Annotated in this window: 20 protein-coding genes; 4 read left to right on the top strand and 16 right to left on the bottom strand. The window is 73.0% G+C overall.

Annotated elements, in window-relative coordinates:
* Window positions 1-25: 25 nt before the first annotated feature.
* From TNCT1_RS24320 to TNCT1_RS24310, 3 genes are all read right to left on the bottom strand, one after another.
* Window positions 26-682 (bottom strand): response regulator transcription factor, encoded by a 657-nt coding sequence (locus tag TNCT1_RS24320; RefSeq protein WP_143635766.1) that lies wholly within the window; start codon window positions 680-682, stop codon window positions 26-28.
* Complete coding sequence (locus tag TNCT1_RS24315) at window positions 679-1,830, bottom strand: sensor histidine kinase (protein WP_143635764.1); 1,152 nt, start codon at window positions 1,828-1,830, stop codon at window positions 679-681. The genes TNCT1_RS24320 and TNCT1_RS24315 overlap by 4 nt, the downstream gene beginning before the upstream one ends.
* 152 nt (window positions 1,831-1,982) lie before the next feature.
* Entirely contained in the window at window positions 1,983-3,737 is a 1,755-nt protein-coding gene (locus TNCT1_RS24310) for a M28 family peptidase (protein ID WP_235902872.1), read from the bottom strand.
* A gap of 395 nt (window positions 3,738-4,132) precedes the next feature.
* On the opposite strand from TNCT1_RS24310, the gene TNCT1_RS24305 reads away from it, so the two are divergent.
* Both TNCT1_RS24305 and TNCT1_RS24300 read left to right on the top strand, forming a co-directional pair.
* Window positions 4,133-5,143: a LuxR C-terminal-related transcriptional regulator gene (locus TNCT1_RS24305; RefSeq protein ID WP_143635760.1), complete on the top strand. Its 1,011-nt coding sequence runs from the start codon at window positions 4,133-4,135 to the stop codon at window positions 5,141-5,143.
* A gap of 222 nt (window positions 5,144-5,365) precedes the next feature.
* Entirely contained in the window at window positions 5,366-5,920 is a 555-nt protein-coding gene (locus TNCT1_RS24300) for a GH25 family lysozyme (protein ID WP_143635758.1), read from the top strand.
* 24 nt (window positions 5,921-5,944) lie between these two features.
* Here the strand turns inward: TNCT1_RS24300 and TNCT1_RS24295 are convergent, their stop codons facing one another.
* The 3 genes from TNCT1_RS24295 to TNCT1_RS35620 form a co-directional block, all read right to left on the bottom strand.
* On the bottom strand, window positions 5,945-6,607 hold the full coding sequence (locus tag TNCT1_RS24295; RefSeq protein ID WP_143635756.1) for an NADPH-dependent F420 reductase: 663 nt from the start codon (window positions 6,605-6,607) through the stop codon (window positions 5,945-5,947).
* Window positions 6,608-6,778: 171 nt separating this feature from the next.
* Window positions 6,779-6,991 (bottom strand): EF-hand domain-containing protein, encoded by a 213-nt coding sequence (locus tag TNCT1_RS24290; protein WP_143636142.1) that lies wholly within the window; start codon window positions 6,989-6,991, stop codon window positions 6,779-6,781.
* 83 nt (window positions 6,992-7,074) lie between these two features.
* A complete protein-coding gene (locus tag TNCT1_RS35620) occupies window positions 7,075-7,239 on the bottom strand; it encodes a hypothetical protein (protein ID WP_160160429.1) in 165 nt (54 codons plus the stop codon).
* 49 nt (window positions 7,240-7,288) lie between these two features.
* On the opposite strand from TNCT1_RS35620, the gene TNCT1_RS24285 reads away from it, so the two are divergent.
* Complete coding sequence (locus TNCT1_RS24285) at window positions 7,289-7,921, top strand: N-acetyltransferase (protein WP_143635754.1); 633 nt, start codon at window positions 7,289-7,291, stop codon at window positions 7,919-7,921.
* A gap of 10 nt (window positions 7,922-7,931) precedes the next feature.
* On the opposite strand, the gene TNCT1_RS24280 is transcribed toward TNCT1_RS24285, so the two are convergent.
* The 6 genes from TNCT1_RS24280 to TNCT1_RS24255 all read right to left on the bottom strand — a co-directional run bounded on the left by TNCT1_RS24280 (window position 7,932) and on the right by TNCT1_RS24255 (window position 14,414).
* Window positions 7,932-9,116, bottom strand: a complete 1,185-nt coding sequence (locus TNCT1_RS24280; protein ID WP_143635752.1) for a beta-propeller fold lactonase family protein — start codon at window positions 9,114-9,116, stop codon at window positions 7,932-7,934.
* Entirely contained in the window at window positions 9,116-9,916 is an 801-nt protein-coding gene (locus tag TNCT1_RS24275) for a polysaccharide deacetylase family protein (protein ID WP_143635750.1), read from the bottom strand. The genes TNCT1_RS24280 and TNCT1_RS24275 overlap by 1 nt, the downstream gene beginning before the upstream one ends.
* A 114-nt stretch (window positions 9,917-10,030) precedes the next feature.
* Window positions 10,031-10,546 carry an ATP-binding protein gene (locus TNCT1_RS24270; protein WP_143635748.1) on the bottom strand — a complete coding sequence of 172 codons (516 nt, stop codon included), beginning with the start codon at window positions 10,544-10,546 and terminating at the stop codon, window positions 10,031-10,033.
* Between the two features lie 286 nt (window positions 10,547-10,832).
* Window positions 10,833-11,600 (bottom strand): enoyl-CoA hydratase/isomerase family protein, encoded by a 768-nt coding sequence (locus TNCT1_RS24265; RefSeq protein ID WP_143635745.1) that lies wholly within the window; start codon window positions 11,598-11,600, stop codon window positions 10,833-10,835.
* Window positions 11,601-11,786: 186 nt separating this feature from the next.
* Window positions 11,787-13,031, bottom strand: coding sequence for an Ig-like domain-containing protein (locus TNCT1_RS24260; RefSeq protein ID WP_174266432.1), 1,245 nt, complete (start codon window positions 13,029-13,031; stop codon window positions 11,787-11,789).
* A gap of 156 nt (window positions 13,032-13,187) precedes the next feature.
* Window positions 13,188-14,414 carry an Ig-like domain-containing protein gene (locus tag TNCT1_RS24255; protein WP_143635743.1) on the bottom strand — a complete coding sequence of 409 codons (1,227 nt, stop codon included), beginning with the start codon at window positions 14,412-14,414 and terminating at the stop codon, window positions 13,188-13,190.
* A gap of 242 nt (window positions 14,415-14,656) precedes the next feature.
* Here TNCT1_RS24255 and glgX point away from each other — a divergent pair, with 242 nt between their 5' ends.
* Complete coding sequence (glgX, locus tag TNCT1_RS24250; protein WP_174266431.1) at window positions 14,657-16,903, top strand: glycogen debranching protein GlgX; 2,247 nt, start codon at window positions 14,657-14,659, stop codon at window positions 16,901-16,903.
* Between the two features lie 72 nt (window positions 16,904-16,975).
* Here glgX and TNCT1_RS24245 read toward each other — a convergent pair whose 3' ends face one another.
* Genes TNCT1_RS24245 through TNCT1_RS24230 form a run of 4 tightly spaced genes read right to left on the bottom strand, consistent with a single transcriptional unit; the run spans window position 16,976 to window position 20,560 of the window.
* Window positions 16,976-17,626, bottom strand: coding sequence for a response regulator transcription factor (locus TNCT1_RS24245; protein WP_143635741.1), 651 nt, complete (start codon window positions 17,624-17,626; stop codon window positions 16,976-16,978).
* Window positions 17,616-18,881 (bottom strand): sensor histidine kinase, encoded by a 1,266-nt coding sequence (locus TNCT1_RS24240; RefSeq protein WP_143635738.1) that lies wholly within the window; start codon window positions 18,879-18,881, stop codon window positions 17,616-17,618. Before TNCT1_RS24240 ends, TNCT1_RS24245 begins: the two co-directional genes overlap by 11 nt.
* A gap of 42 nt (window positions 18,882-18,923) precedes the next feature.
* Complete coding sequence (locus tag TNCT1_RS24235) at window positions 18,924-19,658, bottom strand: ABC transporter permease (RefSeq protein WP_143635735.1); 735 nt, start codon at window positions 19,656-19,658, stop codon at window positions 18,924-18,926.
* Window positions 19,655-20,560, bottom strand: coding sequence for an ABC transporter ATP-binding protein (locus TNCT1_RS24230; protein ID WP_143635733.1), 906 nt, complete (start codon window positions 20,558-20,560; stop codon window positions 19,655-19,657). Before TNCT1_RS24230 ends, TNCT1_RS24235 begins: the two co-directional genes overlap by 4 nt.
* Between the last annotated feature and the right edge of the window lie 187 nt (window positions 20,561-20,747).

Here is a 20,747-nt window from a genome sequence, read left to right as displayed (position 1 = left end):
CCGGGGACGCGGCCACCACCGGGGGCTATCCACCCGGGGTGACGAGTCCCGTCTCGTAGGCCACGACCACGGCCTGGGCCCTGCTGCCGAGATCCAGCTTGGTCATCGTGCGGTTCAGGTGGGTCTTCACGGTCGCCTCGCTGATGTAGAGGCGGTCGGCGATCTCCGGGTTGGACAGACCGCGGGCGATCAGCTTCAGGACCTCCAGCTCACGGGAGGTCAGCGCGTCCAGGTCGGCGGGCCGTTCGCACTCGGGCCGGCGCGCGTACGCCTCGACCAGGCGGCGGGTGACGCTGGGCGCGAAGAGGGCGTCGCCGCCGCTGACCGCCGCCACCGCGGCGAGCAGCCGTTCCGGTCCGGAGTCCTTCAGCAGGAACCCCGAGGCGCCGGCGCGCAGCGCCCCGTACACGTACTCGTCGAGGTCGAAGGTGGTCAGCACCAGGATCCTGGGCGCGGGGCCGGTGGCCTGGGCGAGGATGCGCTCGGTGGCCTCGATGCCGTTCATGCCGGGCATCCTGATGTCCATGAGGACCACGTCGGGGGCCTTCTCGGCGGCGAGCGCCACGGCCTCCGCGCCGTCGCTCGCCTCGCCGGCCACCTCGACGCCGGGTGCGGCCCGCAGCAGGGCCACCAGTCCGGCCCGGATCAGGTACTGGTCGTCGACGACGAGCACTGTGGTCATGTGACGGTGTGGTCCCCCTGCGCGTCGGCCCGCGCGGAGGTCGGCAGGGTCAGCCGCACGGCGAAGCCGCCTTGGTCCTGCGGGCCGGTGCTGATGCGCCCGCCGTAGAGCTTGGCCCGTTCCCGCATGCCAATCAAGCCGTGGCCGCCGTCGCTGCGCACTCTGTCCGAAACCACCCCCTGCCCGTCGTCGGTGACGGCGACGCTCACCTGGTGCGGTTCGTAGGTCAGCCGTACCTCCGCGCTCGCGCCGGGCGCGTGCTTCATGACGTTGGTGAGCGCCTCCTGGACCACCCGGTAGGCGCACAGGTCGATTCCCGGGGCGAGCGGGCGGGGCGTGCCCTCGACGGTCAGGGTGACGGGGACGCCGCCGGCCCGGACGCGTTCGGCCATGTCCCCGAGGCGTGCCAGGCCGGGCATCGGGCTGGCGGGGGCGCCGTCGCCGGCGGCGCGCAGCACGGTGAGCATGCGGCGCAGTTCCTCCAGCGCCTCCTTGCCGGTGGCGTCGATGGTGCCGAGCGCGGCCCGCGCGGTCTCGCGGTCGGTGTCGAAGACGAACCGGGCGAGACCGGTCTGCACCGAGATCACGGACATGTGGTGGGCGACCACGTCGTGCAGTTCGCGGGCGATCCGGCCGCGTTCCTCGGCGACTTCGCGCCGGGCGCGTTCGGCCTGCTCGCGGCGGAGCTGCCGGGTCAGTTCGGCCGAGCGGCGGGCGACCACGCCGAACCGCCACAGCACCGCCGGGTAGACCAGCGCCTGCCCGGCGACGGACGCCCAGGAGTCGGCGTGGCTGACCGCGCCCGCGTAGATCCAGATCCCGCCCAGCAGCACCGCGCACGGCACGGAGACGCGGGGCGGGCGCAGGGAGGCCACCGTGTAGAGGGCGAGCATGGGGCCGATGCTGCCCACCACGGGCCAGTTGCCGGCGCCGATGTAGACCGCCCAGGTGCCGTACATCAGTCCGCAGACCGTGACGGGGGCCTGGCTGCGGAACGCCAGCGGCAGGTGGACCAGGAGCACCAGGGCGTAGGCGGCCGCGTCGAGCGGGCGCTGTCCCTGCCGCGCGGCCTCGGCGCCCAGGGTGACGGCCACTGTGGTCAGCGCCACGGCGAACAGCATGTCGCCGACAAGGGGGCGGATCCGCATCGTCGCAGGGTAACGCCGGTTCCGCCGGCGGGCATCGGACTTCCGCGGTACCGCGTCGGTTGCAGCCGCGGGCGGGGTACGGCGACGGGTGGCGCGAGGGGAGGCGGGCTGCGCGGAGCGCCCGCCTCCCCCCGGTCGTCCAGGTGCCGGGATCAGCCGGTCGTCAGGGTGACGTCGTCGACGACGAAGCTGGTCTGGAGACTGGCGTCCTCGGTGGCCGTGAAGGTCAGCGTGATCTGCCGGCCGGTGTACTGGCTGAGGTCCAGGGTGCGTTCGGTGTATCCGGAGGCCGCGCCGGCGTTGGAGAACGTCTGCTTCGCGGTCCCGTCGACCTTGACCTGGAAGGTGTCGTACGCCGTCGAGCCGGACTCGGCGGTGTCGATGTGCAGCCAGTACTTCAGGGTCGCCCTGGTGCAGCCGGCCGGGATCGTCACGCTCTGGCCGACCGTGTCGGTGGCCGCGCTGCCGTAGCCCGCCAGCCAGGCGAACCGGGTGCCGGAGTGCGCGGACTGGCCGCTGAACGCGCCGATCGCGCCGGTGTCCCCGGTCCACGGCGAAGTACCGCTCTCGAAGCCGCCGTTGGAGACCACCTGCGAGGCCGTGCAGCCGCCGGCGCCGGTGACGGTCAGGGTGTACGGCGCGGTGTGCGTGGTGGTCCCGGTGCCGGTGAGGGTCAGGTTGTACGTGCCCGGCGCCACGGAGGAGCCGACGGCGACCGTCGCCGTGGCGGAGCCGCCGGAGGTGACCGACGCCGGGCTGAAGGAGACCGTCACGCCGGCGGGGGCGCCGGCGGCCGACAGGCCGACCGTCTGCGCGGAGCCGCTGGTCGTGGCGGTGGAGACGGTGGTGGTGAGCGAGGTGCCCGGGGCGGCGCTGCCCGTGGCCGGGCTCGCCGAGAGCGAGAAGTCGTCGGCCGGGGCGGTGGCCGAGACGGCCTGCGACCACAGGGTGTAGGCGACGCCGTCGGCGCTGCGGTTCAGCCCGGTGGCGTTGATGTTGCCCGTGGTGTCGCAGGAGGAGTGGTAGCAGCCGTCGTAGGCGGCGTTCGCCGTGCCGCCCCACTTGGCCGCCTGCGCCGAGGTCTTGCGGGCGCTGGCGCCCATGGCGTAGCCGGAGGTGGGGATGCCGTAGTTCTCGAAGGAGTAGTCGTCGGAGCGGCCCGCGCCCTCGGTGTTCTCCTCGGGCTGCAGGTTCAGCGAGTCCCAGTACGCCTTCATCGGCGCGGCGGCGGCGGAGGTGATGTGGTTGATGAAGTAGCCGCCGTTGGGCGAGGCGACCATGTCGAAGTTGTAGTACGCCTTGATCGCCGAGCGCTGCGCCGAGGTCAGCGAACGGACGTAGAAGTCCGAGCCGTTGAGGCCCTGCTCCTCGTCCGTCCACCAGCCGAAGCGGACGCGTGCCGCCATCGAGGGACGCGTCTCGGCGAGTTTCAGCGCGACCTCCAGCAGGGTGGCGCTGCCGGAGCCGTTGTCGTTGATGCCGGGCCCGGCGGAGACGCTGTCGAGGTGCGAGCCGAACATGTACACCTTCGAGGAGTCGCCCTGCGGCCACTCGGCGATCAGGTTGGGTCCGGCGCCGCTGGTGCAGCCGGAGGTGCAGGCCTGCTCGGTGACGGTGTAACCGGCCGCCTGGAGCTTGCCCTTCACGTAGGCGACCGAGTCACGGTAGCCCTGTGTGGTCGACCTGCGGTTGCCTCCGTTGCGGGTGGCTATGGCGTTCAGTTCGCTCAGGTGCGCCTGGACCTTGGTGACGTCGATGTCGGGCGCGGCCTGGGTGAGGGGGGCGGCCGCGGTACGGGTGGCCTCGGGGGCCGGCCGGGCGCTCGCGGGAGGCGCCGCCAGGCCCAGTGCCACGGCCAGGGTGAGGCCGGCCACGGACAGACCGGCCGGGGAGATTCTTCGAAGCACCGTGTCTCCTTTGTGGGGTGGGAGGAAACGGGGGGCGGGGCGTGGTGGTGCCGCGCCTCCCGGTCGATGCGGGTGGGTGGGGATCCGGGCGGGCGGTTCCGCGCGCCCGCTATGAGCATGCGCATGCCAAACACGGGTCAAGCCTCGCCGCGCGGAACCGGCCGGATCCATGGGCCCGCGCCCGGCTCCCCGGCGGCTCCCGGCGCGGGACGGACAGGGAGCGCACCGGTGGCCACCGGGGAGCCGGGTGGGCGGCGACGACACTAACCGCCGTTCGGTCCGTCCGCTCCTGTCCGATTCCGGCACGTCCGCTTCCGGCCAGTGCGGCCGCCGGACCCGTCCGCCCGGGTGTGACGTCCCTGGCCTTGGCCGGGGGGCGCCCGTAGGGTGCGCGCATGCATGCGGCGCAGAACCCCGCCCACGGCGGGACGCCGGCCGCCGCCGGGGCGAGGGCGGCCTACCTGGCCATGATCGAGCGGATCACGGCGTCGGGGGCACGGGACGCCGCCGCCGAGCGGGAGGAACTGCGGCGGATGCCGCCCGAGCTGGCCCGGTGGCTGACGGACCGGCGGCTCCTGGACCCGGACGGCGAACGCCTCGGCACCCCGGACCGGGCCCTGCGGCGCCTCGTCGCGGAGCACGCGCGCCGGCTGCGGGAGACGGCCGAGCACGCCGGCCGGGACGCCGAGGCGCTGGACGACCTGCTGTCCGTGCTGACGGCCCCGCGCTTCGAAGCGCGGGAGGCGGTGGAGATCGAGTACTTCACGGACCGCGGGCACACCCGCGAGCGGCTGGAGGAACTGGACGCGCTAGGCCGGGAGGAGTTCCTGGCGATGCGCAACTCCTTCCCCGACGCGCAGGTCCTGGAGGCCAGCCTCGCCGGGGACCTGGAGATGCTGGCGAACGGCGTCCGGATACGCATGCTGACGTCCCAGCAGGCCGTCCGCTCGCAGGCGCCGTCCCGCTACCTGAACGCGCTGACCGCGGCCGGGGCCGAGGTGCGGGTCGCCCCGACGGTGCCGCTGCACATGAACATCCTGGACCGGGCGATCGTCATCATCGGGGCGGGGCCCGGGCCGCAGGGCGAGGGCGGCGACGTCATCCTGCACAGCACACCCGTGGCGCAGTGCTTCTGCAAGGTCTTCACGCACGCCTGGGACCTCGCCCGGCCGCACACCGAGCGCCGGCCCGGACGCGGCCGCACCGGCTGCGCGCTGTCCGCGCAGGAGCGCGAGGTGCTGGCCCTGCTGGCCACCGGTGCCAAGGACGAGACCATAGCCCGCCGGCTGGCCTGCTCCGACCGCACCCTGCGCCGTCTGATGAACCAGATCATGGAGAAGCTCGGCACCTCCAGCCGCTTCGAGGCGGGAGTCACGGCCGCCCGGCTGGGTCTGGTGGGCCAGTGACCCGGCACGGCGTGCGGGAGCCGCGGAGACCTCGCGGCCTCCAGGTCGCCGGGTACGAGGGCGAGACCTGCCCGGACTCCTGCGCCAAGTGGGCCGTCAGCGACGGAAGCTGACGGCTGCGGCCGGGACGCGGCGGCACGGCGCACGGGCGGATCTATCGGGCCTGACGGGGCATATATCAGTCAACTCCTGTCACCCCACCGCACTTCAGGGAGTCCCCCCATGCTGCACGGCATCGACGTGAGCGCCTACCAGTCGTCGTCCTACGGCACGGACGGCCTCTCCTTCGTCTTCATCAAGGCGACGGAGGGGCGTTCGTACGTCAACCCCCGGCTCTCCGCCCAGACCAAGCACGGCCGCGACGCCGGACTCGTCGTCGGCTACTACCACTTCCTGTGGCCGGGCAACGTCACCGCCCAGGCCGAGTACTTCGTCCGGCACGCCCCGGAGAAGGCGGGCGAGCTGCTCGCCGTCGACTGGGAGACCACCGGTGAGGGCACCCACGCCAGCAACGCGGAGAAGGACCTGTTCATCCGCACGGTGAAGCGACTGCGCCCGCACAACAGGGTGCTGCTCTACACCAACCGGGACTACTGGCTGAACAAGGACCACACCTCGTACGCCGGCGACGGCCTGTGGATCGCCGACTACGTGAGCGCGGGGCACCCCCGCATCAAGGCCAAGTGGCGCTTCCACCAGTACACCAGTGAGCCCCACGACAAGGACGTGGCCGCCTTCGCCGACAAGGCCGCCCTGCGGAGGTGGGCCACGCCCTGACGCCCGTCCGCCCCGTGCGGCCGGTCAGCCCCGGAAGGCCGCCGGCCGCTCCGGGGACGCCTTCGCGAGGGCCTCGCGGACCGCCTCGGCGCCCGCGCGCAGGCCGTACACCGGGGTGTCGGGCTGCTGGCGCCAGGAGTCGTCGATGCCGCCCGCGTCGACCGTGTCGAAGCCGAGTTCGTCGATGAGGGCGCGGACGGTCCGCTTGGCGGCCTCGTCGTCACCGGCGACCGGCAGCGCCATCCGCTCGGGGTCGCCGGCCGGGCGGGGGCGGTCCAGGATGTCCTGGGCGTAGGTGCCGTTGAAAGCCTTGATCACGGGGTGCCCGAGGTGCTGTTCGGTCCAGCGGCTCTCGGTCAGTCCCTCGTCCTCGATCCCGGCGATCCGGCCGTCCCGCTCCCGCGGGTAGTAGTTGCCGGTGTCGATCACGGCCACGCCCTCGGCGGCCTCCGACAGCAGGCCGGCGGGGAGGCCGGGAACGGCCTTGAGCGGGACGGTGACCACGACGACCTGGGCGCCCCGGGCGGCCTCCTCCGCCCGTACCGCCGTCGCGCCGGTCTCCTCGGCGAGCGCCTTCAGGGTCTCGGGGCCACGGGAGTTGGCCACGGACACGTCGTGCCCGAGCGCGGTGAGCCGCCTGGTCAGATTGCCGCCGATGTTGCCCGCGCCGATGATGCCGATCTTCATGACAGACCTTCCAGTCCATGCATGTGCATGCTTCTGACGCGGGTGACAACCCCGGCCGGCGCCGGGCTATTCCGGCGCGTCCGCCGAACGGGCGGACGCGGGCGGGGCCCGGCGGACCGCGTCACGCAGGGGGCGCCGTCCCGCCGCGGGCCGGCGCCCCCTGCGTAGGCGTCACTTGCCCAGGTAGGTCCAGAACTCGTCGAACGACAGGACCTTGTCGCCGTTGAGGTCGCGGGTGCGGATGATGGCCTCCGCCACCGTGTCGGTGACGTTCCAGTCACCCCCCTGGGCGAGGGCGGACTTGAACTCCGCCGCGGTGATGAAACCGTCACCGTCCGCGTCGATCCGCTGGAACTGCTTGCGTGCTTCCTCGATGTCCGCCACCGATCCGCCCCTTATGTTCGCGTTCTTCATGCCGTGCTGGCGTACTGACGCTGGTCAGATTAACGGCCTGTGTGCGCCTCCGGTTAACGGCCCGTGTGCGCCTCCGGTGCGGCGGCCACCGGGGCCGGGTGCTCCCCGTGGGCGCTCGGGGTGACCCGGGCGGCGCCGTCGTCCGTGGCGAGGCGGGTGCGGCCGGTGGCGCGCGCCCGCCCGCCGGCGGCGAGAAGTACGGTGCCGTCGTCGATCACGTCTGCGAGTCTGGGTCTTCCTTTCGGCGGAGAAGCAGGGAGCGGTGGGGTGCGGAGCCTTCGGGACGTTCTGGACGCGGTGGCGCGCGGGGTCTTCCCGCCGGGCGACGGCCGTACGACGGTGGTGCCGCAGCACCGGGCGCGGGACGCGGGGGTGCTGGCCTTCACCGCGCACTCCGTCGTCTTCACCGACGAGGACCCGCGGTGGGTGCGCGAGACGCTGGACGCCGTGGACTGCGATCCGCTGTCCGCGGCGATGAACCCCGTCTTCCTGGCCGCCCTCCTGGCCCGGACCGGGCGCCGGGCCGAGACGATCGACGCGCTGCTGGTCGGCTCGCCCCTGCCCGGCCCCCCGGCCCTCGCGCTGACCGAGATCGAGGACGCCGGCCACCCGCGCATCGCCTACGCCCGGCGCCGGCGCGACGAGGTACGGGCCTGGACGGCGGACGGCGGGGTGCTGGTCATGGGACGCGGGGTCGGCGGGCGGCTGGAGGTCAGCGTCGAGGTGGACGAGGGCGCACGGCACCGGGGTCTCGGCCGGGCACTTGTGACGGCCGCCCGGCATCTGGCGGCGGAGCCGCTGTGGGCGCAGACGGCGCCGGGGAACGCCCGCAGCATGCGGGCGTTCCAGGCGGCCGGCTACCGCGTGGTGGGCGCGGAGGCGCTGCTGCTGGCCCCCTGAGGGCTCCGGCTCAGCGGAAGACGCCGGTGTGGCCCAGGGAGTAGCGGCCCGGCTGGGGGTAGACGGCCAGTCCGTGCGGGCCGCTGCCGACCTTGATGCGGGCCAGTTCGCCGCCGGTGCGGGTGTCGATGGCGTACACCTCGGCGTTGTAGCGGCCGGAGAGCCACAGCACCTTGCCGTCGGCCGACACCCCGCCCATGTCGGGGCTGCCGCCGCCGGGCAGGTGCCACTTCTTGGTGAGCCGGTTCCGGGTGAAGTCGAAGACGGAGATGGAGCCCTCGCCGCGGTTGGAGACGTACATCTCGCGCGAGTCGCGGCTGACGTACAGGCCGTGCGCGCCCTTGCCGGTGGCGAGGAACTCCGGCTTGCCGAAGGTGTCGCCGTCAAGGACCCACATGCCGTTGGCCACCATGTCGGCGATGTAGAACCGCTTGCCGTCGGGCGAGACCTTCACGTCCTGCGGCATGGCGCCCTGCACGGACAGCTTCTGCTTGCCGATGACCTCCATCTTCGCGGTGTCGACCTTGAGCAGTTCGCCGCTGAACTCGCAGGAGACGATGAAGTAGCGGCCGTCGATGGAGAAGTCGGCGTGGTTGACGCCGGCGCAGGCGACCGGGACGGACTTGACCACCTTCATGGTGTGCGCGTCGCGGAAGACCAGCCGGCGGTCCTTCGAGGCCATGACGATCGCGTACTTGCCGTCGGGCGTGAAGTACAGGTTGTACGGGTCGTGCACGTCGACCGGCTCGCCCGCCTTGCCGGTGCGCGGGTCGATGGGGGTCAGGGAGTTGCCGAGGTCGTTGTTGACCCACAGCGTCTTCAGGTCCCAGGAGGGCACGACGTGCTGCGGCTGGCGGCCCACCCGGATGGTCTCGATGATCTTGTACGTCTTCGGGTCGATGACCGTGACGGTGTCGGAGTTGGTGTTGGGGACGTAGATCCGGGAGGGGAAGTCCGCGACCACCGGGGAGAGCTTGCCCGGGCGGTCGGCGGCGTAGATGTCGGTGGGGTCCTCCACAGGCGGCATCCCCGGCAACACGTCCACCTGGGGCTTTCGCACCTGCGGCGGTACCGGGGCCTTGCTGCCGATGGCCTCGTTCTCGTGCTTCTGGGAGCTGCCGCAGCCGGACAGCAGGGTCAGGGCGGTGAGGGCGGCTCCGGCGGCCAGGAGGCGGGCGGCGTTCGTGGTTCGCATCAGCTCAGCAGCTCCGTGGTGGTGACCGCGCGCAGTCCGCGGCGGTCGAGTTCGTGGAGTACGGCGGGGAGGGCGGCGACCGTGTCCGGGTAGCCGAAGTGCAGGCTCACCACCGAGCCGGCGCGCACCTCGGCCGCGACCTTGCGGGTGATGGCGTCGGCGCCGGGCCGGGTGTAGTCGAGCGAGTCGACGTCGTAGGACAGCACGTGCGGATAGCCCGCGGCGCGTGCCAGTGCGGCGACCTGCGCGGAGGCGGTCGGGGAACGGGAGGGCCGGAACCAGGTGCCGATGGATCCGGTGAGCCGCTTCAGCCGGTCGGCGCAGTCGGTGATCTCCTTGCGGGCGTCGGCCGGTGACATGGCGTTGACGCTGACGTGCCGCTGGGTGTGGTTGCCCAGGTCGTGGCCGCCGTCGAGGATGCGCCGGGCCAGGTCCGGGTGCTGGTCCAGCCAGGTGCCGACGGCCAGCACGGTCAGCCGGGCGCCGCGCTGTTCGGCCGCGGTGAGCAGGGAGGTGGCGAGTTGGGGGTCGCCCTGCCCGTGGAAGGTGAGGGCGACCCGGGGGCGGCCGCGCGGGCCGTGGGTGATCTGGGCGGGCTGTCCGGGATAGGAGCGGGGGGCGGGGGCGGTCCGGGTGGTGGCCGCGTGGTGGCCGGGCACGCGGGCGGGCGGGTCGGCCGAGGCGGTCTCGCTCGGTCCGGCCGGGGTGCCTGCGCAACCGGCGGCGAGCGCGCCCCCGGCGACGAGCCCGGCGCTCGCACGCAGCATCTCGCGACGGTTGGTCGTGGTCACCCGCACCATTTAAGGGGGGAAGGGTAAGAAAACGCCCGATTGGCCCGATCGGAGGAGGATGTCGGGTCGCTCCGAGTTGGCGCCCGCCGGGGCGGCGGTGGTCTCAGCGAGCGGGCGGTGGTCTCAGCGGGCGGTCTCGCGCTCGGCGACGCGCATCTCGAACCAGGTGGTCTTGCCGCGCGGCAGCAGGTCCACACCCCAGCGGTCGGCCAGTTTGTCCACCAGGAACAGGCCGCGACCGCTGACGTCCATCTCCTGAACCGGCATCAGACAAGGCAGCCCGCGCGAGGGATCGCGGACCTCCACCCGGATCCAGCCGCGCCGCCGGCGCATCCGCAGGCCGAACACCCGTGCCCCGGTGTGCCGTACGGCGTTGCCCACGAGTTCGGAGACGAGCAGGACGGCGTCCTCGGTCATCCTGGGGCTGAGTCCCCAGTGGCGCAGGACGACGACCTGGGCCAGCCGGCGCGCGGTGGCCGCGGACTCCGGGCGGGACGGCAGCGGCACCTCCGCCTCCGTGGGATTGCCGAACAGCTCGAGCGCCTTGAGCGCCCGTTCGTCCTCCACCGCGGGCGACCAGCGCGCCGCGGTCGCACGGCTGTGTCCCCGCGGCTGTCCGATGCCCTCCAGCCCCGCCATGCCCCCATGATGGCCGCCCGGAGCCGTCCCCGTGGGCGTTCCCGGGGAATACGCCCCCGACGCACTCCCGCACCGCTCCGGCCCTCCGGCATATGCCGAAGGCATCTCAGGATCACCGGCACCCCGGCCGACCTGCGCGGACGACTCACTTCCGGGCAATCGTCAACTCCCTCGACGAGGCAGGCTCAAGGTGGGGTCAAGGCTCCCACAGACCGCCCCGTCGAGGGACCGGAATCAGACGGCGCGTCAATTGCAAGCGCTTGTCGGTCAGTTCACACTCGCCGGCTCACAGGAACTTGGCCTTGCCCGGGCCCTCCTCGACGAAGCTGCGCATGCCGCGCTCGCGGTCCTCGGTGGCGAACAGGCCCGCGAACCAGTTGCGTTCGACGGCGAGCCCGGTGTCGATGTCGGTCTCAAGACCGGTGTCGACGGCTTCCTTGGCCGCGCGCAGCGCGATCGCCGGCCCCTGCGCCAGCCTGGCCGCCCACGCGTGCGCCTGCTCGTACACCTCGGCGGCCGGGACGACCCGGTCCACCAGGCCGATGGCGAGCGCCTCGTCGGCCTTCACCTGACGGCCGGTGAAGATGAGGTCCTTCGCCTTGGAGGGGCCGACCAGCCGGGGCAGGCGCTGGGTGCCGCCCGCGCCCGGGATCAGGCCGAGCAGGATCTCCGGCTGGCCCAGCTTGGCGTTGTCCGCGGCGATGCGGTAGTCGGCGCACAGGGCCAGCTCACAGCCGCCGCCGAGCGCGTAGCCGGTGATGGCCGCGACGACGGGCTTGGGGATGCGGGCCACGGCGGTGAAGGAGTCCTGCAGGGCGCGGGCGCGCAGGACCATCGCGGTGTGGTCCATGGCCTGCATCTCCTTGATGTCCGCGCCCGCCGCGAACACCCGCTCGCCGCCGTAGATCACCACGGCGCGAACGTCCTCGCGGCGCGTGGCCTCCTCGGCGAGCTCCTTCAGCCGGTCCTGCGTGGCCACGTCCAGCGCGTTCATCGGCGGCCGGTCCAGGCGGAGGGTTCCGACACCTTCGGCGACTTCGAGATTCACGGTCATGCGGAGCAGGTTAACGGGGACTAACGGGGGTGGATGCGGTGCCGTCCGTCACAGACGCCCCGAAGGGGCGCGGGGAACCGCGCGACCAGCCACGGCACACCCGCACCCGCACCCGCACCCGCACCCGCACCCGCACCCGGCAAGCGGACCGGTGAACCCGCTCTCACCGCGGCGGAGAGCCGCAGCTCACTTCTTCCACTCCTCCCACGACATGTTCCAGCCGTTGAGCCCGTTGTCCGGGGCCACCGTCCGGTCGTGGGAACGCTTCACGACGACCACGTCGCCGATGAGGGAGTGGTTGAAGAACCAGGCCGCCGGCACGCCCTTGTCGTAACCGCCGCGCACGTCGCGCAGGCCGACGCAGCCGTGGCTGGCGTTGTAGTTGCCGAACGCCCCGCCGCCCCAGTAGTTGCCGTGGATGAAGGTGCCGGAGTTGGTCAGGCGGATGGCGTGCGGGACGTCCTTGATGTCGTACTCGCCGCCGTAGCCCACGGTCTCGCCGTTCATCCGGGTCACGGTGAGCTTCTCGCTCATGACCATCTGGCCGTTCCAGGTGTCGTAGCCGGGCTTGCCGGTGGTGACCGGGATGGTCTTGATGACCTTGCCGTTCTGGGTGACCTTCATCGTGTGCTTCTTGGCGTCCACGATCGAGACCTGGTAGCGGCCGATGGTGAACTTCACGGTCTTGCGCTGCTTGCCGTAGACGCCGTCGCGGCCCTCGACGCCGTCGAGGTTGAGGTCGACGGTGACCTTGGTGCCTTCCTTCCAGTACTTCTCCGGGCGGAAGTCCAGGCGGTCGTTGCCGAACCAGTGGCCCTCGACGTCGACGGCCGGCTCGGTCCTGATGCTGATGGCCTTCTCGACGTCCGCCGGGTTGGTGATGCCCCGGGTGAAGCGGACGGAGAACGGCATGCCCACTCCGACGGTCGAACCGTCCTCGGGGGTGAAGTAGCCGACGAAGGTGTTCCGCGGGGTGAGCGTGGTGAAGCTGGAGTCCTCGGCGGCCTCGCGGCCCTCGGAGTCCTTCGCGACCGCGTGCACGCTGTACTTGGTGCCGGCGGCCAGGTGGGTCGACGGCTTCCAGGCGGCGCCGTCGCCGGTGACCGCGCCGTCGATCTTCGCACCCTTGGCGTTCTTGACGGTGACCTCGGTCAGCTTGCCCTTGCTGACGCTCACCTTCAGCGCGCCGCTGGTGTCGACGCCCGTCGCCCCGGACTTCGGCGAGATGCTGACGGCCGCCGTGGACTGCTCGCTCTGCCGCGCGCCGGAGTCCGCGTTCTTCCCGTTCCCGGAACCGGGTCCGGACTCCTGGCCACCGCCACCGCCGCACGCGGTGACGGCCACGAGCAGAGCGCCGGATATCAGCACCAGCCCCTTACGGCCGGACTTTCGGCCCCCCACCGACGCCCCCGATATCGGCCGCACGTTCACTTGTTCTCCCCTCGCCGGACCAGGTCCGGCCCGCTCCCCACCGCATTCGGTGTGCGCATGTTAACCGCAGGGTCAGGAGCGGAGGGCCCGGGGGAATGTCACCGTTCCGTCGCAACTTCAACGGCCCACTGGGCCCGAACAGGCCTTCCTTCGGCCTTACTTGACGGCACTGCCCGCTTTCCACTGCTTCCATGCCATGTTCCACCCGCCGAGCCCGTTGTCGGGAGAGACCGTTTTGTCCTTGCTGTTGACGACCTCGACGACGTCACCGACGAGGCTGCGGTCGAAGAACCAACCCGCGGGCGTGTCCGAGCCGCCGCCCTTGACGTCACGGAGCCCGACGCAGCCGTGGCTGACGTTCACGTTCCCCGGGGCCTCCGGCGACCAGTAGTTGCCGTGCAGGAAGGTGCCGGAGTCGGTGAGCCGCATGGCGTGCGGGACGTCGGGGATGTCGTACTCGCCGCCGAAGCCGACCGTCCGGCTGTTCATGCGGGTGACCTCGAGCATCTCCATCACCACCATCTTCCCGTTGTAGGTGGTGGTCTTCGGGGCGCCCGCGGTGATCGGCACGGTGGCCAGCAGCCGCCCGTCGCGCCGCACCTCCATCATGTGCCGGGTTGCGTCCACCCGGGAGACCTGGCCGCGGCCGACGGTGAAGGCGAACGTCTTGTCCTGCAGGCCGTAGACCCCGGGCGCGCCCTCCACGTCCCTGAGGCCGAGGTCGACGGTGACCTCGGTGCCGGGCTTCCAGTAGCGCTCGGGGCGGAAGTCGAGGCGGTCCTTGCCGAACCAGTGGGCGCGGATCTCCACCGGCGGGCTCGCTCGCACGCGCACCGCGCGCTCGACGGCGGCGCGGTCGGTGATCTCCCGGTTGAAGGACAGGGAGACGATCATCCCGGTGCCGACGGTGGCCCGGTTCTCCGGCGTGACGTAGCCGATGAACCGCTCCGCCGGCACGTACGTCGTGAACGTGGTGTGCCGGGCCGAGCGGCGGCCCCGGGAGTCGAGGGCGACCGCGTCGACGGTGTACTTGGCGGCCAGCGCCAGTCGTCCGCCGTCCGGTTCCCAGCTCCGTCCGTCGGCGGACAGGTGCCCCGGGACCGGGGCGTCCTGCGCGTCCTGCGACCTCACGACGCTCACCTTCTCCAGGTGGCCGTCGGGCACCCCTACCCGTAGCCGCTCCGCGGGCCGGACGGCGGTGCTGCCGTCCTCCGGGGTGACCCGGATGCTGTCCTTCGGGGCCGGCGGCGGTCCGCCCAGCACCCGGTCGATACCCAGACCGCCGGAGCCGCCCGCGGTGCAGCCGGCCAGCAGTCCCACCCATGTCAGTACGGCGGCCAGCGCGGCCCCCGCGCGCCGTGCGCGTCCTTGTGCATGACTCACATGGAACTCAACGAGCGGGCACGCCCCGGGGAAACGTGAGTGCGACGCCCGGGCTGGGCAGAACAGTGGGGAGGACGACACGAAGGGGAGCCTTCCTCCCGCGGGGGGAGGCTCCCCGAGCCCGCGTCGGAGCCGCCGGGGCGCGACCGGACCGGGCGGACGGGCGTGCGCCTGCGCGCGCGCCCGCCCGTTCGGCACGGCGCCGCGCCCCGCGGGCGAGCCGCTGAAGGAGGGGCCGACTGGTGACGAGCGCAGCCGAGCAGCGGGCACGGGCCGGGCAACCGGCCGCCGGGAGCGGGCCGGCGGCGGCCGCGGTGAGCGGCGCCCGTCGCGCCGTGCCGCCCGCGCCGCCCGTCTGGCCCGGTGCGCCGACCCCGCTGGGGGCCCGCTTCCGGGTCGGTCCTGACGGGGTCGCGGGCACCAACTTCGCGCTGTGGGCGGCCGGGGCGGAGGCGGTCCGGCTGTGCCTGTTCGACGAGCGGGGCCGGGAGACCCAGGTCCCGCTGACCGAACTGACGCACGAGATCTGGCACGGCTTCGTGCCCGGCGTGATGCCCGGACAGCGCTACGGCTACCGCGTGGACGGCCGCTGGGACCCGTGGACCGGCGCTCGCTGGAACCCGGCCAAGCTGCTGCTCGACCCCTACGCGCGCGCGGTGGACGGGGAGTTCCGCCTGCCTCCGGAGGTCTACGGGCACGTCCGCGACTGGCCGGAGCAGCATGTCGCCGACACCGTCCGGGACGACCGGGACTCCGCGCCGCACGTCCCCAAGGGCGTCGTGGTCCACGACGACGACGACTGGTCCGACGACCGCCGCCCCAAGACGCCCTGGGCCGACTCGGTCATCTACGAACTGCACGTGCGCGGCTTCACCAAGCTGCACCCCGGCATCCCGGAGGAGCTGCGCGGCACCTACGCCGGGCTCGCCCACCCGGCGGCCATCGAGCACCTCACGAGGCTGGGCGTCACGGCCGTGGAGCTGCTCCCCGTGCACCAGTTCGCGCACGAGGACCACCTGCTGCGCCGGGGCCTGAAGAACTACTGGGGCTACAACTCCATCGGCTACTTCGCCCCGCACGCGGCCTACGCGGCCTCGGGGACGCAGGGCGCTCAGGTCGGCGAGTTCAAGCGGATGGTGCGCGCGCTGCACGCGGCCGGCATCGAGGTCATCCTGGACGTGGTCTACAACCACACGGCGGAGGCGGGCGAACTGGGCCCCACGCTCTCCCTGAAGGGCATCGACAACCGGGGCTACTACCGGCTCCAGCCCGACGCCCGCCGGTACGCCGACTACACCGGCTGCGGCAACACCCTGCACGTGGTCCAGCCCCAGGTGCTGCGCCTGATCACGGACTCGCTGCGCTACTGGGTGACCGAGATGGGCGTGGACGGCTTCCGCTTCGACCTCGCGGCGGCGCTCGCCCGCTCCATGCACGACGTGGACATGCTGTCCCCGTTCCTCGCGGTGATCGCCCAGGACCCGGTGCTGCGCCGGGTGAAGCTGATCGCCGAGCCCTGGGACGTCGGCTCGGGCGGCTACCAGGTGGGCGCGTTCCCGCCGCTGTGGACGGAGTGGAACGACCGCTACCGGGACACCGTGCGGGACTTCTGGCGGCACGCCCTGCCCGACGTGCGTGAGATGGGCTACCGCCTGTCCGGCTCCAGCGACCTGTACGCCTGGGGCGGCCGGCGCCCCTACGCCTCCGTCAACTTCGTCACCGCGCACGACGGTCTCACCCTGCGCGACCTGGTGTCGTACGGCGGGAAGCACAACGCGGCCAACGGCGAGGGCAACCGGGACGGCACCGACGACAACCGCTCCTGGAACTGCGGGGCGGAAGGCGAGACGGACGACGAGCGGATCCGGTCCCTGCGGCGCAGGCAGCTCAGGAACCTGATGACGACGCTGCTGCTGTCCACAGGGGTGCCGATGCTGGTCGCCGGCGACGAGCTCGGCCGCACCCAGCGCGGCAACAACAACGCCTACTGCCAGGACAACGAGATCAGCTGGCTGGACTGGTCCCTGCTGGACGACCCGTCCTGGCGGCCCCTGTTCGACCTGACCTCCCGGCTGATCGCCCTGCGCCACCGTCATCCGGTGCTGCGCCGCCGGGCGTTCTTCTCCGGGCGCGCCCACTCGGCGGCCGGGCTGCGCGATCTGGCCTGGTTCACCCCGCGGGGCGAGGAGATGACCGAGGGGGACTGGTACGCCCCCGCCGCCACGCTTGGCATGTATCTGTCCGGTCAGGACATCCCGGGCCGGGACGAGCGGGGCGCTCCGGTCCTGGACGACAGCTTCCTCGCGGTACTGCACGCCGGTGACCGCCCGACGGCCTTCGTGCTGCCGGGGCCGCCGTGGGCTCAGCGCTACGAGGTGGTGGTCGACACCTCGCGCGAGGAGCAGTCCGAGGCGCCGGGGACGCTCCACCCGGCGGGCGCGGCGGTCACGGTGCCTGCGCGGTCGGTGCTGTTCCTGCGGGCGGGGTGAGCGCGGGCGACGCCCGGTCCGGCCCCGGCGCCGTGGCGGGTGCGGCCCGTGCCGGGGCCGTTCGCCCGGCCCCTACGACCCGGCCGGGCGGCCGAGGATGCCGCGGTCGTAGGCCGCCGCCACCGCGGCCGCGCGGTCGTTGACGCCCAGCTTGGCGTACAGATGGGTGAGGTGGGTCTTCACGGTGGCCTCGCTGATGAACAGTTCGCGGGCGATCTCGCGGTTCGGCGTGCCCCGCGCGACCAGGCCCAGCACCTCGCGCTCGCGGGCGGACAGCGGCTCGCCGCCGGGTGCGCGGACCGCTGAGACCAGCCGGGAGGCAACGGCCGGGGAGAGGACGCTCCGGCCCCGGGCGGCGGCGCGCACGGCGGTGAACAGCTCCTCGCGCGGGGCGTCCTTGAGGAGGTAGCCGGTCGCGCCGGCCTCGATCGCGGGCAGGGTGTCGGAGTCGGTGTCGTACGTCGTCAGCACGAGCACCCTGGCGCGGGCGCCGCCGCGGGTGAGCGTGCGGATGGCGTCCACCCCTCCCCCGCCGGGCATCCGCAGGTCCATCAGGATCACGTCCGGGTCGAGCGACGCCGCCCTGGCGACCGCCTCGACGCCGTCGGCCGCCTCGCCGAGCACGGTGAAGCCGGGCGCGGACTCGAACATGCCGCGCAGACCGTCCCGTACGACCGGGTGGTCGTCGACGATCAGCAGCGTGATGACGGGCTCATCGGTCATGGCGCACCAACGGTACGCGAGCCGACACCGCGGTGCCGTGGCCCGGTTCGGACTCGAGGGCGACGGAGCCCGCGATGCGTTCGGCGCGGGCGCGCATCCCGGGCAGGCCGAACCCGCCGGAGCGGGTGCGCGCGGGGGCGGCGAGCGGGTCGAAGCCGCGGCCGTCGTCGCGGATGTCGAGGACGACCTCGTCGCCCATGAAGGACAGGGTGACGCCGACGCGGGCGGCCCCGGCGTGCCGGGCGGTGTTCGACAGGGCCTCCTGGGCGATGCGCAGCAGGGTGGCGGAGACCTCGTCGTGCAGCGGCTCCGCGGTGCCGGTGACCGTGAAGTCGGCGCGCACCCCGACGCGTTCACGCCACTCGGCGACCGTCTTGCGCAGCGCGCCGGGCAGTCCGTCGTCGGCGAGGGCGACGGGGGCGAGGTTGTGCACCGAGCGGCGGGCCTCGCCGAGGCTGTGCCGGGCGAGAGCGGAGGCGCGCTCCAGGTGGGTGCGGGCCACGACCAGGTCGGGGGCGCCGGCGACGACCTGGAGCTGGGCGATGATGCCGGTCAGGCCCTGGGCGATGGTGTCGTGGATCTCGGCGGCGAGACGGCGCCGCTCGTCGGCGACGCCGGCCTCCCGCGCCTGCACCAGGAGCTGGGCGTGCAGCGCGGCGTTCTCGTCGAGTGCCTGCTGCAGGGCGGCGTTGGTCCGCTCGAGTTCGGCGATGGTCTCGGTGCGTTCGCGGGTGCGCTCCGCCTCCTGCTCGGTGAGGTGGGCGACCACCATCTGCAGGCCGGAGTTGGCCACCAGCAGGCCGGCGAAGAGGATCCACTGGACCGCGCCGCCGAAGGGCAGCCCGCCGGCCTGCGCGCCGGCCACGGTGACGGCGCTCGCGAACAGCCCGGCACGCTGCCACCTGCGCGGCAGGGTGTCGTCGGCGTCCATGTAACCGGCCGCGGCGTAGAACGCGAAGAACGGGTTGAGCCAGGTCAGGGCGAAGGCCAGGGCCCAGCGGACACCGTAGTAGGCGGTCCCGGCCGGGGACGGCGTCCGGCAGCCGCCGGGCCGGCGCGGGCGGGCGGCGTGCCACCAGAGCTGGAGCACGACCGCGGCGCCGACCAGCGCCCACGCGGTGTACCACGTGGACCGGCTGGCGTGCGGGTCGGCGGAGGCGGCCGCGAGGACGAGGCCGATGCCGAGCAGGCCGTAGGGCCCCCAGGTGTGCAACTGCTCCCAGCGCCGGTCGATCCGTGTGTCCACCGCGGTCATGTCCCCAGTCTGCACAGGCCCGTCGGTCCGCACCGGCCGTTCCTACTCCCAGCGGAACCAGCGGCCGGCCGCACCGGTGAGCAGCAGGATCCACAGCGCGAGCACCCCCAGGTGGCTCCAGCCCGGCCAGTGCCCGGCCGCCGCCCGGTCCAGGGCCTGGGCGGCCGCCCCGAAGGGGGTGAGGCCCACGGTCCTGGCGAGGAGGTGCGGCATGGCCCGCACCGGCAGCCAGACACCGGCGCAGAACATGGCCGGGAAGAGCACCGCGGTCCCGATCGCGCCCGCGGTCTTCGTCGTCCGGGACAGGGCCGACACCACCGATCCGAGGGCGAGGGAGACCAGGACGGCCAGCAGCAGGGCCAGCGCGTAACCGGCGGGCTGCCCCGGGACGCGTACACCGAAGGCGAGCCGCCCCACCACCAGGACCAGCACCGCCGAGGCCAGGGAGGCGAGGCCGAAGACCACCATCTGCGCCGCGAGCACGGAGCCCGGCCGCACCGGCGTCGTCCGCATCCGCCGCAGGATGCCGCGCTCCCGGTAGCCGGTCAGGGCCTGCGGCATGGCCTGGAGGCCGCCGACGATCAGACCGAGCAGCACGGCCACCGGGACGTAGGCGTCGATCGCGCGCAGCCCGCCGAGGGCGTCCTGGTGCCGGCGGAAGGACGGGATCGAGCCGAGGATCACCAGCAGCAGCGTCGGGAACAGCAGGATCCAGAAGACGGCGCCGGGCTCGCGGCGGAAGAGGCGGGCCTCGGTGCGCAGTACGGCGTCGGTCATGGCGCCGGCTCCTTCGTCAGGTCGAGGAACGCGTCGTCGAGCGTGGCGTCCACGACGCGGAGCTGGTGGGCGGTGACGCGGTGGCGGGCGAGCAGGGTGATGACGGCGTTGACGGTGTCGTCGGTGCCGGAGAGCGTGATCCGGCCGTCCTTGTGCTCGACCGAGGCCAGTCGCGGGAGCGCGTTCAGGTCGCGCTCGTCCAGCGGCGCGGAGGGGGTGAAGCTGATGACGGTGGCGCCGGCCGAGCGGCGGATCAGCCCCGACGGTGTGTCGAGGGCGGCCAGCCGGCCCTTGTCGATCACGGCGACCCGGTCGCACAGCCGCTGGGCCTCCTCCATGAAGTGGGTGACGAGCAGGACGGTCACCCCGCCGGCCCGGACGTCCTCGATGAGCTGCCAGGTGTCCCGGCGGGCCCGCGGGTCGAGGCCGGTGGTGAGCTCGTCGAGGACCACGATCCTCGGGTCGCCGACGAGGGCGAGCGCGATGGAAAGCCGCTGCTTCTGCCCGCCGGAGAGCCCGCCGAAGCGGCTGCCGAGCCGGGCGGTGAGGCCGAGGCGCTCGGCGAGGGGCCCCCAGTCCAGCGGGCGGGGATGGAAGGACGCGTACAGTTCCAGCGCCTCGCGAACGGTGATCTTCGGTTGCAGCCCGCTCTCCTGGAGCTGGGCGCCGAGCACCCGCGCCACGCGCTCGTGGTCGGCGACCGGGTCGAGACCGGTGACCCGGACGCGGCCGCCGTCGGGGACGCGCAGGCCCTCGACGCACTCGACGGTGGTGGTCTTGCCGGCGCCGTTCGGGCCGAGGATCCCGAAGATCTCGCCCTCCTCCACCCCGAAGGAGACGCCGTCGACGACCGCGCGGCCGCCGTACAGCTTGCGCAGTGCGGTGACTTCGATGACTGGCATGGCCCCAGGGTCCCGGGGCCGGTTCGCCCGGCATATCCTCCGTCCCGCGACGGCGGCATCGTCCGATCGGTCGATGGCGGGGTACGACCGCAGACGTGCGGGCGGCCCGCCGGACGGCCGAATCCGCAGGTCGTAGGACCAGCGGCGGAGGGGGGTCCGGCCGAAACTCGGTGGGCGTCGTCGGTGC

It is taken from the genome of Streptomyces sp. 1-11, from assembly GCF_007176755.1.
Classification (GTDB): Bacteria; Actinomycetota; Actinomycetes; order Streptomycetales; family Streptomycetaceae; genus Streptomyces.
The sequence above is the reverse complement of the archived record's forward strand: the minus strand, read 5'-3'. Positions and strand labels throughout refer to the sequence as shown.